Here is a 12022-nt window from a genome sequence, read left to right on the forward strand (position 1 = left end):
GTTTTCAAGCCAACTTAACTGCTCATCAGCAGCGTAATTATAGGTGCGAATTTTGTTGCAAAACTATGATTAGTATATAATTAATTTACTTTTTTAGTCAGCAATTAAATATGAAAATAAAACCGATTTGTAAAAATATAAATCCTATATCTCCTATGAAAAAAACAAGACGTCAGATGAATCTCAGTAAAAAATACATCTCCGATAAATTGAGCATTTAAGGTTTTCTAGCAAGATATAGATTGATCAGCGACGTCAGTTTGTCCTGAAATCTTTCTTCAAAACCATCAATGTCACGGCCTATAGAGACTAAATATTTAGTTGCCTGCTCACGCGAAAGCAGCTTATTTGCAAGACTATATTGCATCTCTTCTAAGGTTTTATCATATCTTGGGATCAATACCCAAGTGCCGACATCGACGTCAAAATGTTGCATCGCTTTCTGGGCTAAAGCACAAAAAGCCTCAATATGATCTACGCCATCAGGTCCGAGACAGCCAGGTTCAATTCGGCATAAAACCGCAATTTTCCTATCGTTTACAATACTTAAACTCATCTCTAATGCCCCGCGTTATCTAGTCGTAAATATAAGATCTTAACAGTAATTTTACGTGTCTGCACAGATAAGTCACGGCTAACTTACCCTTATTAGATGATCCATTTTAGGCAATAAAACAACTTTAAAATCATATTCTTCAAAATATAGATCCGCGTTTTTTTGTTCTATTCATCAACAATGTCGTCTACAACATCCTCATCAGTATGTTGTAAAACATTAAGCGAAATATTTTCATTATGCTCTGACAATAGGGTATCAATGGCTTGGTCAAAACTGTCTAACTTTTGAGTTTCCATATAACGTTTTAACCTCAAAATAATATCCCTGCTCAGCTCAATATGAGACTTTTTTTGCCGTTTTTTTATTTGAGATAATTCTTTGCGAACCATACGCCAGCCAAAATCAGTAAAATACTGATTGAGCATTTTGTTTACATTAGTAAGCTCGTTGTCGATCCGCAGTGCCTTTTTGCGTAATCGGACCAATTCATTTAGTTGTGTCACCAACTTAGTATAGAAAACCGTTTGTAACTCAGCGTCACAAAACCAATCCGGTTTAGATGCCACAGCTTCAGGATTGATAAGGCGATAAATTAAGGGTAAGGCAAAAATTAATTCTGCTTCCTCAAGCAATAATAATTTTCTCCCTGCTGTTGGTTTGTCTTGTTGATATATCCAGGCTTGCGGTTCCATAAATACGTTTCTTTAGCTAAGCATGCGTCTAATGCAGATGAAATAAATCGGTCCTTATGCTAGTACAAATCGATAAGTATTAATATATGGTTCAACCATTTTTTGTGTGTGATATCGATTCCTTGTGCTTCTAACTCAACTCATATCAGGTCAAATACACAATAAGCTGTTGTACTTATTAGCTTAAATTTCATCCAACATACAAGCCTAGTTTAGCGGCATTCCATTCAACAAAGCCAATAAAATGGTTAAACCATTCTTTAAAATTATGCATCTGTGACTAACTAAGTTCGAAACCACTGCATAGAGAAAGTACGAATTTCATACTATCATTGCCTTTAATTTTATATCCGCTTAATTAATCGCCATTGTTAGAATAGGTTTATCTTGGCTGTTTTTTAAACTAAATAATCCAGCTAAATGTTATTTAATGCCCCCTCCTCTGATAAAAGAGGATTATTTAAACAAATAAGCACTCTACCAGTGATAATGACGATTATCACTGGTAGATGTAGGCGTGATTTGCGTATAATTAAGCCTTCTTAATTCGATATCAGGTGACTTCAACGGCATGTCTAAAATGATCCGGACAAATAGTAATGCTCAAAATAACACCAATGTATCGAATGAAAGAGTGACTAGATCAGATCATCACAATAATAACCGTGCTGAACAGCCACGTTTTTTTGAAGAGACTTTCCTGCCACAATCTGTTCGAAGTGATTATTTAAGTGCTGCCGAAGAAACTGAATATGAAATTTCAGCCAACACCCGCCGTGTTTATAATACGAGCTTTAGTCTATTTAGCCGTTATTGTGCCGAACACCAACTGCAGGCTCTGCCCGCAGATCCCCGTAGCGTGATTTCATTTATTGGTTATCAGAAAGAATTGATCCAAGAGAGTACTGGAGTACAACTTTCTAAACAGACATTAACGACTCGACTCGCGGCGATTCGCTACCACCATATTCAAGCGGGATTCCACTCACCTACCGAGCACCCTCTGGTGATCAGAGTGATGCGCGGTTTAAGTAGAAATCAATCTCGCCATGTGAGTGATTATGATCAACAACCGATTATGTATGATGAAGTGGAAATGCTCATTCAAGCTATCGATGAACAAGTGCAGCCATTAACCCGAGCAAGAGACAAAGCCATTATTCAGTTAGGATTACAAGGTGGGTTTCGCCGTTCTGAACTTGCAGATATAAAAGTTCAATATGTCAGTTTTTTACGCAATAAGCTAAAAGTTCGCCTACCTTATTCGAAGAGTAATCAGCAAGGCCAACGGGAATGGAAAGACCTGCCGGATCATGAACCTTTTGCAGCACTCAACGCGGTAAAAAATTGGTTATCACTAGCCAATATAGAGGATGGACATTTATTTAGATCGCTTTCCCGTGATGGGAAATATTTACGCCCTTATCAAATAGTAGAACATCACTCTGAAGCTAATTCAAGTTTACATAAAAATAGTGGTTTTCTCACGGGAGATGATATTTATCGCATCATTAAAAAATATTGCACAAAAGCGGGCCTACCTGCAAAATTTTATGGTGCCCACAGTCTGCGTAGTGGTTGTGTCACTCAACTCCATGAAAATGATAAAGATCATTTATACATTATGGCCAGAACTGGCCATACCGATCCGCGCTCACTTCGCCATTATTTAAAACCAAGAGACTAAAACACAAAAGACTAAACTAGATCATGACTCGATAAGAATCAGTTAGTCTTTTACCTAAAATAAAATAGCAATTTTAACGTTAAATATAAATCTATCATGTTTATGAAAAAAAATGATATTCAGTAATTATATTAAAATTATTTCCAATTTTTAATTTGAAAAATAATTAAAGCAATAACTTCACATTATATATTTTTATCTGTGACACAAGATTTGACATCATAGCAGAATAAAAATCCTAATCGAGGTACTTTGACCTCAGCAGCTTAGACCATAGCAAACTGCTGGTTAACATTTTTATAGCATATCGGGTTTATTGCTCACTGCAGTATTATTGTAATATAAAATCATCTTTATTGTCATATTGATACTTTAGCCTTAGTCACGAAATTTAATCCATCGTACTAGCCGGAGTAATATATGAGTAAGGCCACCTTTGATCCTACACTTTATAATAAAAGTAATAACGAGCCATTTAACCAAGTGTTGGATAAACATTTATCTCGCCGTAACTTCGTAAAAAGTGGTTTAGGCCTCAGTGCTATGACAGCTTTTGCCAGTGTAGGCTTAACTGCTTGCGGATCAGATGACACACCCGTTACAAAACCTGTTGATCCAGTGACACCTTTGCCACCGACAAAAAGTACCGCCAAGCTAAACTTTACGTCAGTTGCGGGTTCTCGTTTAGATGCCGTCGTTGTGCCAGAAGGCTATACAGCGCAGGTACTTGCACCATGGGGCACGCCATTAAATGCAAAAGCAGCACCATGGAAAAGCGATGGTAGTAACACTGCCGATGACCAAGCGAACTCAGTCGGTATGCACCACGATGGCATGCATTTCTTTCCATTAAATGATACGGGTAATGACGGTTTACTTTGCATTAACCATGAATATATTGATGAAGTTGCATTACATCCTGCAGGACAAACTTTTGATCCTACTTCAGGTTTGCGCACGATTATCGATGAGGTACGTAAAGAAATCAACGCCCATGGCGTATCGGTTGTACGTATAAAACTGGTTAATAATCAATGGGAAGTGGTTAGCAATGATAACCATAACCGCCGATTCACCGGTGCGACTGTAATGGATATTAGTGGTCCTCTCGCCTACTCTTCTCTACTCGAAACCCGCTACTCTCCCGACGGTAGTCAGGCTCGCGGTACATTAAATAACTGCGGCAATGGTTACACGCCTTGGGGCACTTATTTAACCTGTGAAGAAAACTGGCCAGGCTACTTCGCAAACCGTGGTACGTTAACTGCCGAGCAAAATCGCATTGGGATCAGCAAAACCAGCACACGTTATGGCTGGGATGATCTTGCAGGTCATGATGAAGAACGTCTCGATGAGTTCGCGCGTTTTGATGTCACGCCAAAAGGCGCAAGTGCTCAAGATGACTATCGTAATGAAGCGAATGGTCACGGTTATATTGTTGAAATTGACCCTTTCAATCCAACATCGCGCGCAGTAAAACGTACCGCGCTTGGTCGTTTCCGCCATGAGGGATGTACCTTTGGCAAGCTAACCGAAGGTAAGCCAGTAGTATTCTATTCTGGTCACGATTCACAATTCGAATACTTATATAAATTTGTCTCGGCCGCGGCGTGGGATGCAAAAGATGCTGACAGCAGCAATCGCATACAAACTGGCGATAAGTATATGAATGAAGGTACTTTATATGCAGCTAAGTTTAATGCAAATGGTGGTGGTGTTTGGTTGCCTTTAACCTTAGATAGCCAGACTACGGACGGAAAAACCCTAGGCAATACTTTCGCTAGCTTAGCCGAGATTATTTTGAACACCGCTGGCGCAGCGGATCTTGTTGGTGCAACACCTATGGATCGCCCTGAATGGTGTGCTGTCGATCCTTTCACTGGTTCAATTTATTTGACCCTGACCAACAACTCAAAACGAACTGAAACCAATCCAGCGAACCCAAGATTGAAAAACCACTTTGGCCATATTATTCGTTGGGATGAAAGTGACAAAGATACTGAATTTACATGGGATATCTTCGTATTCGGATCACCAAGTGATGGTAACGCAGAGACAAACTTATCAGGCTTAACGGATCTTAACCAATTTGCCAGCCCAGACGGTTTGGCCTTCGATCAACGCGGTATTTTGTGGGTTCAAACCGACAATGGAGCCAAGGATGTCGCAGAAGAAACCAACGATCAGATGCTAGCAATAGTGCCTTCAACGCTTGTTGATGGCCAAGAGAAACAGCTCGGCGTAACGGCTGATAACCAAATGGAATTAAAGCGTTTCTTCGTTGGACCAAACGACTGTGAGGTTACGGGTTTTGCTATTAGCCCTGATTACACATCTGTTTTTGCTAACATTCAGCATCCCGGTAATTGGCCTTATTCGTCCAATGCCGCTGAAAAAACGCCTGCGGGCACGACATTACGCCCTCGCGCCGCTACGGTCGTTATCCGTAAGTTAGATGGTAAAGAAGTCGCGGTATAAACAATTATGCTTGTGCGAGGTATCTTCTTAATATGAAGTTCCTATAAGTTAATTGCTACACATAAAAAATCCCCTCACTGTAGGGGATTTATTATTTAAGAAGATAGTTAACTAGCCTTTTTCAAAATAGATTAAATCCAACATCGATTAACTCTTACTACGACTTGCTTGTTCAAAGGCAAGTTCAAAAGCATCGGTAAAATCTGTAATTGGCAGAAGGTCCTCACGGCAACGGCGATTGCGGCCAAGTAAGGAAGATTCAACAAACAAATCAAACCAAGTACTTAAGGCTTTGCCATTAGCCGCTTCGCCAATCGCTCCTAAAGCCAATGATGCCACCTCGGCGGTGCCAAGTTGAAAATCATGACTACCTTTACGCAATGCATAGGTCGCGAGCGTGTCGGGATCGAAGGAAAGCAACGGCAGTGATTGTAAGTAAGGACTCTTACGGAACATTTTAATCGCTTCACGCCAACTGCCATCGAGCATGATTAGCAGCGGCCGTTTACCTTCGGCCAATGTCGACATCGGCACTTGGTTTAGTACGGTTTGCCCTTGCTCTGCATACTGGGCAGGAAACACTAAATAGGGTTGATATTGCGGCGAATTAAGCAAAGCAAGCAGCTCAGCTTCAGGTTCTGTACGTGACCAAATGTAGGCGTGGGTATCAGGGATAAGATCCGCTATGAGTCGTCCACTATTAGTCGGCTTTAACACCTCATCGTTATACATAATCAGCAGAAAACTGGCGTGAGTATCTAACTGACGGCGTAGCGCACAGGTACAGAACTGCTCACCTAAGAGACATAATGGACAGCGGATCAGTTTTTTACCGCGGGCACCAAAGGGTTTAGTCGAAATAGACTTACGGTACTGATATAAATGGTGCACTGCATGGGGGGCTAAAGCCATAAAAACCAATTCTCTATCAAACTTATTAAGGATCGCGACCACATCAGTTAGCACTTTTAATCGCGGTGGCGCAGTTTATCCCTTGGCCATCAATGGTGCAATCGCACAATACATTATCGTGATAAAAGGCCGGTGTCAGTGGTTGATGGTTTCATCTGCAGCCTAACGCCAGTGAGATAATTTAAGAGCACAGAGCAACCATCTCTTAAAACATCTGTAATGTATTAATCTGTGTTGCCACTTAGTATGCAACACTAAACCGACCAAATTAACGTTTAACTTACTTATTGGGAGAGTATTGAAACTAAATATCAGTAATGACTTAACTTAGTGTGGAATTGCCCTAATATCATGCGAAAATCTACTCTACAAATACAATCTCAATGAAAGGTCAATTATGCACCCAAAAGCCCCGATCGCTTTAATACCACTACTAAACGGCATCCTCATCTCTGCGGCCCTATTCTCTCATGCCACTGCAGCCAAAACACTTAATACCAAAGAAATACAAACTCTTGTAGATTCGGCGGTGAAACCTTTGATGGCCGAGTACGCTATTCCCGGCGCAGTGATTGGCGTCACCATAGAAGGTAAGCAGTTTTTTTATCAGTATGGCGTCAGTTCTAAAACCTCCGGGCAAAGTGTGACTGAAGATACCCTGTTCGAGATTGGCTCTATCAGTAAAACCTTTACCGCAACACTGGCTAACTATGCACAGGGCGAAGGTAAATTAACACTCACGGATATGGCCAGTGATTATATTCAAGCATTAAAAGGCAGTCATTTTGATAAGATTAGTCTCATCAATTTAGCCACCCACACAGCGGGTGATTTGCCGATGCAAGTTCCTGATAAGGTCACTAATAACGCAGAGTTAATGGATTACCTTAAGCATTGGCAACCGTCATTTGCCGCGGGAACCCACAGAAATTACGCCAATCCGAGTATTGGGCTGCTCGGCATGATTGCCGCGCAGAGTTTAGGGCAAACTTTTCCACAAGCACTTGAGCAAACACTATTTCCACAATTGGGCATGACAAGCAGCTATATTAACGTTCCGAGCAGTAAAATGGCCGATTATGCCCAAGGCTACGATAAGCAAGACATGCCAGTGCGGGTCAATCCTGGGGTATTAGCCGATGAAGCTTATGGCGTTAAAACCTCAGCAAAGGATTTACTGCAATTTGTTGAGGCCAATATGCAAATGCACCCAATTGCCAAACCACTGCAAACGGCACTCGATGAGACCCACACGGGATACTTTGATGTCGGTGTGATGACCCAAGATATGATTTGGGAGCATTACTCATATCCTATTGATCTTGATAAAATACTTGAGGGTCACACTCAGGAAGTCGTATTTGGCAGTACGCCAGTTAAACCCATAGTACCGCCCCTCGCGCCGCAGCAAAATGTGTGGATTAATAAAACCGGCTCTACTGGCGGTTTTGCCGCTTATGCAGCCTTTATTCCCGCGCAAAAGCTTGGCATAGTATTGTTAAGCAATAAAAATTATCCCGTACCGCCTCGGGTGACTGTGGGGTATCAGATTTTAACGGGCATAGAGAAATTACAAAAATAGCATCTTGCTAGTCGCGACTATTAAAGGAGATAAGGAGATAGGCTGATTCGCTATCTCCTTTCTTATTTGTTCCTTTTAGCGTGATTTTTTTAGGGTGGCTTGTATTAAGCACCTTATCCACTTACTTACCTCCAATCTCTTAATAGCCAATATTTTTAAGCAAACTCCCATGTAAGAAAATAGGCAGTGAAGGGTTAATCTGAGTATTAATTCATTTGCAATTATTCGACCTAGTTAACAGACAAATAACCTATCGTAAGTTTAGCTTTACAGCTTAAAATCAGGATAAAAACTTATGCATCGCATTAAAAATTATTTCGTTAAATCAATATGATTGATACTTGAAGTGACACTTTTAGGGAGTAAGATAAGCTAAATACCTTAAGTGACCTTTTTCGGAAATATCATGTCAGGCACGCCACATTCTCCTATTCATCACGATGTCGCTCCAGCGGCGAGTCAGTCTAGCCTACTGTTAATGATTGTCTTTATGGTCGCCTGTGGCCAAATGGCGCAGACGATTTTTGTACCTGCCCTTCCACAAATCGCACTCGGGCTCCATGTGGACGCCAGCCAACTACAAGCCGTGATGGCCTGTTACTTACTCTCCTACGGGATGTTTCAATTTGTGTATGGCCCAGTGTCAGATCGCGTTGGCCGTAAAATGCCACTCATCGTGGGTATCGCAATTTTCGTTCTAGGCGCTGTGTTCGCGGCGAAGGCCACAAGTTTTAACCAACTGATAATGGCAAGCCTTATCCAAGGATTAGGCACAGCCAGCGCAGGCGCATTATGCCGGAGCATTCCCCGCGATCATTACTTTGGCGACCGACTGGTAACATTTAATAGCTATGTCTCTATGGCTGTGGTGTTTTTACCTTTGCTTGCACCATTTATCGGCAGCGCCAGTGCAGCCTATTTCGGCTGGCAAGCCGTATACTGGGTATTAGCGGTATTCGGTGTCGTGGTCTGGCTGTTGTTAATATTCCTCTTTAAAGAGTCTTTACCTAAGGCGCAACGGGAACATCAAGCCGTTTTCAAATCCTATAAGCATGTCCTGCGCCATAGAGCGTTTCGCGCTTATTTATTTTCATTGATCGCCACCTTTGCCGGTATTGCGGCGTTTGAAGCCATTGCTGGCGTACTCTATGGCCAATATCTCGGACTGACACCTTTTATGGTCAGTTGTTATTTTGTTGCGCCAATTCCTGGCTACTTACTGGGGGCACTCATCGCGGGCCGACAGAATAAGCCACAAAGGGTTGTTTACCAAGGTGTTGCGTTACTCGGTGCTGGCGCATTATTTATGTTGATCCCAGGTCTTTTTAATTTAGTGGTCGGCTGGAGTTTACTTGTTGGATCGATTTTATTCTTCAGTGGTGCAGGCATGCTGTTCCCTACCCTAACATCTGCTGCGTTAGAGCCATTTCCACGTCAGGCGGGGATTGCGGGCGCATTACTGGGGGGATTACAAAATTTTGGTGCCGGACTTGCCGCATTAACTATGTCTTTAGTGCCTATGGGCGGCCAGTTGAGCATAGGTTTATTAAGTGCTGTGATGGTGGTTTTAGTGATCCTGTCTCTGTATTACGCCAAAGATCAAAATGATACTCACCAGAATTTAATGCCACAGATTTAATGGATATGATTTGAAGCGACAATTCTTGGTTTAAGCTAAATCTATTACCATCAGTCAAAAAAAAGCCCACATTGTTGTGGGCTTTTTAAATCGATAAGACACTGTAATAAATCAAAAATCTCGATTAATTTATTGCTTCTATAGCTTTAATCGTTACAGAATGCGACGCAGTAAAAAGTCAGCTTTAAGGCGACGAATTCGGGTCATGATCTTCTTCACTGGCGCGGGATAGCTCTGTAAGGTATCCACTTGGCTGTAGTGATATAACCGCTGTGTGTGTTCCAGAATATGTGCCTGCTCGGCTTCAAACTGGGCTTTCCAGCAGCCAATTTCATCTTGGATCAACAAACCATTCTCAAGATCCAGCGCCCAAGCTCTTGGATTCAAGTTCGAGCCTGTGATCAAATGCTTATTACCGTCGGCACTGATGCCCTTGAGGTGATAACTGTTGATACCATGTTTCCACAAATGGATATTCAGCTGACCATTATCAATCGCCCACTGTTGGCGTTTAGCGAACTTACGCAATGATTGCTCATACATATAGGGCAATGCACCTATGGTTGAGAAATCCTGCTCTGGCGGAATATAAAAATCGTTAGCCGTCTTGTCGCCCACAACGATATCGATGCGTTTGCCATTGCGTAAATGCTTCGCTAAAGCGCGCACTAAAATGTACGGCGGATTAAAATAGGGCGTGCAAATAAACAGCGAGTCTTTTGACTCTTCCACCAAGGCGACAACCACTTTATTGAGCAAGTTTTTCTTACGTCCTAGCCCAAGTAACGGCGTGATGCGATTGCCATCACGTGTCTCCTTAAACTGATACTCAGCGTCAGACAGTCTCAGCTTAAAGCTACGCATGTCCGTCTTTGGTGGTAGCACTTCTTGCTCAGCATCTTGCGTTAATGAACACACAGCTGGATCAAAAATGATATTTTTCTGGATCATCGCGCGCATACTGCGCGCTAATTCGGCTGACTCAATCAAGTGATAACGATCGAAACGGTACTTATCGTGTTGTTGCAAATAGATATTATTGAGACTGGCACCGCTATAAATCACGGCATCATCGATAATAAATCCCTTAAGATGCAACACACCCATAAATTCACGGGATTTGACGGGTACACCTAAGATATCGATGGGATGTTCGGCTTCAGCCATAACTCTACGGTACATCAAATAGTTGCCGCTATCACCTTTATGGCCAATCAAGCCACGTCTCGCACGGTGAAAATCGACTAACACTTTGATATCAAGCGTTGGATTTATCGCTTTGGCATCCATGAGGGCTTGTAATATCTCACGACCCGCTTCGTCATCTTCTAAATACAGCGCCGCAATATAAATACTGTGCTTGGCGCTCGCAATACGAGCGAGTAATTCTGCCTTGAAACGGCATGGCGTGAGCAACCACGTTAAAGCCTCGGGTTGAACGGCTATTCCACCAAGCTTATCTAGCAAGGCATCCTCCTTTAAACATGCTGACCACCCCGATAGGAAGCACTGGGATTCAGTGATAAAAACATCACAGCAATATGTGTTAACTCTGGATAGGCCTCTGTCACTGCCAACCTGATCGTTTGTTCTACTTTAAGATGTATATCAGGGTCCTTAGGGAACCAGAGTAACTCAACTTGGACAAAGCGTTGATCAATTTTTCCATTTCGAAAACTGATGCTTGGGATCCAATCTAATGTGAAACTCTCTGCATTACCTTTACATATATCCGCCAATGACTGCAGTAATGTTTGGCTGAACGCTGCAACGACCGCTTGTGGTAAGCCGCGCATACTAATATGTGGCATGGTTTAGTTGTTACCTAAGAACCTAAAATCGTAAGGGGTAGAAATTACCGACTTCACCTCGTCTCGGCAAGACTTTTCTCCCAAAAGTCTTGTTAAACCTAACGGTTTTGCTGGTAATTTGACCTCACGCGATTTTATTCCACTTCAGTGCACCGATTTACCTAAAAATCTTCTTCATTTATCCTTGCTTGAAATCGCATTTTACGGCGAGTATTCTCGGCATTATTTGCCCGTCCACACAATATGTTGCCCCTAAATAGGGGGATTTTTAACGCTACAAATCAGTCCAAATTTCACTGAACTGCACCCAAAATGTCTGCCAAATCACAAAATAATCTTCAAACCCATTTCATTCACCCCGAATCCAGTGATTTAGCGTAAACTAAACCGCCTATTTGCGATTAGACCACACGATACAAGATTAAGACTATGAACAAAAAAATTCTGCTGACGTTAGCACTGACATTGCTGTTTGCTTGGGGTATTTTCCATTTTAAAACCCAGTTAGGGTTACTCATCCTGCCGTTGTTTATTGGGCTGGTATTGTTTGTTACCCTACGTTTATATCGCTTGATGGAAAAGGATGACGGCAGCAGTGAGGATTAACCGCACACAATACCAACCTAATCTTAATGATGTTTTGATAAAAATGGCCAATAGCT

10 protein-coding genes are annotated in these 12022 nt (G+C 42.0%); 5 read left to right on the plus strand and 5 right to left on the minus strand.

The features are described 5' to 3' along the window. Window positions 1-217: 217 nt before the first annotated feature. Both KO531_RS07755 and KO531_RS07760 read right to left on the minus strand, forming a co-directional pair. Window positions 218-556, minus strand: a complete 339-nt coding sequence (locus KO531_RS07755) for a hypothetical protein (RefSeq protein WP_131524713.1) — start codon at window positions 554-556, stop codon at window positions 218-220. A 167-nt stretch (window positions 557-723) separates the two neighbouring features. Continuing rightward, window positions 724-1251, minus strand: coding sequence for a hypothetical protein (locus KO531_RS07760; RefSeq protein ID WP_173244767.1), 528 nt, complete (start codon window positions 1249-1251; stop codon window positions 724-726). Window positions 1252-1822: 571 nt separating this feature from the next. Between KO531_RS07760 and KO531_RS07765 the strand changes: the two genes are divergently transcribed. Together KO531_RS07765 and KO531_RS07770 are read left to right on the plus strand one after the other, a co-directional pair. Next, window positions 1823-2938, plus strand: a complete 1116-nt coding sequence (locus KO531_RS07765) for a tyrosine-type recombinase/integrase (protein WP_219250821.1) — start codon at window positions 1823-1825, stop codon at window positions 2936-2938. Between the two features lie 420 nt (window positions 2939-3358). Then, a complete protein-coding gene (locus KO531_RS07770) occupies window positions 3359-5416 on the plus strand; it encodes a PhoX family phosphatase (RefSeq protein WP_219250822.1) in 2058 nt (685 codons plus the stop codon). A 147-nt stretch (window positions 5417-5563) separates the two neighbouring features. Here KO531_RS07770 and KO531_RS07775 read toward each other — a convergent pair whose 3' ends face one another. Beyond that, complete coding sequence (locus tag KO531_RS07775) at window positions 5564-6328, minus strand: tRNA-uridine aminocarboxypropyltransferase (protein WP_219250823.1); 765 nt, start codon at window positions 6326-6328, stop codon at window positions 5564-5566. 397 nt (window positions 6329-6725) lie between these two features. On the opposite strand from KO531_RS07775, the gene ampC reads away from it, so the two are divergent. Continuing rightward, window positions 6726-7910: a class C beta-lactamase gene (gene ampC, locus KO531_RS07780; RefSeq protein WP_219250824.1), complete on the plus strand. Its 1185-nt coding sequence runs from the start codon at window positions 6726-6728 to the stop codon at window positions 7908-7910. A gap of 406 nt (window positions 7911-8316) precedes the next feature. Further along, window positions 8317-9549, plus strand: a complete 1233-nt coding sequence (gene emrD, locus KO531_RS07785; RefSeq protein ID WP_219250825.1) for a multidrug efflux MFS transporter EmrD — start codon at window positions 8317-8319, stop codon at window positions 9547-9549. Window positions 9550-9702: 153 nt separating this feature from the next. On the opposite strand, the gene pssA is transcribed toward emrD, so the two are convergent. Together pssA and KO531_RS07795 are read right to left on the minus strand one after the other, a co-directional pair. Then, complete coding sequence (pssA, locus tag KO531_RS07790) at window positions 9703-11016, minus strand: CDP-diacylglycerol--serine O-phosphatidyltransferase (protein ID WP_219250826.1); 1314 nt, start codon at window positions 11014-11016, stop codon at window positions 9703-9705. Window positions 11017-11027: 11 nt separating this feature from the next. Then, on the minus strand, window positions 11028-11360 hold the full coding sequence (locus KO531_RS07795) for a DUF1904 domain-containing protein (protein WP_028759882.1): 333 nt from the start codon (window positions 11358-11360) through the stop codon (window positions 11028-11030). Window positions 11361-11789: 429 nt separating this feature from the next. Here KO531_RS07795 and KO531_RS07800 point away from each other — a divergent pair, with 429 nt between their 5' ends. Beyond that, a complete protein-coding gene (locus tag KO531_RS07800) occupies window positions 11790-11966 on the plus strand; it encodes a hypothetical protein (RefSeq protein WP_006081710.1) in 177 nt (58 codons plus the stop codon). Window positions 11967-12022 lie beyond the last annotated feature (56 nt).

It is taken from the genome of Shewanella sp. NKUCC06_TVS (assembly GCF_019345515.1).
Classification (GTDB): domain Bacteria; phylum Pseudomonadota; class Gammaproteobacteria; order Enterobacterales; family Shewanellaceae; genus Shewanella; species Shewanella oncorhynchi.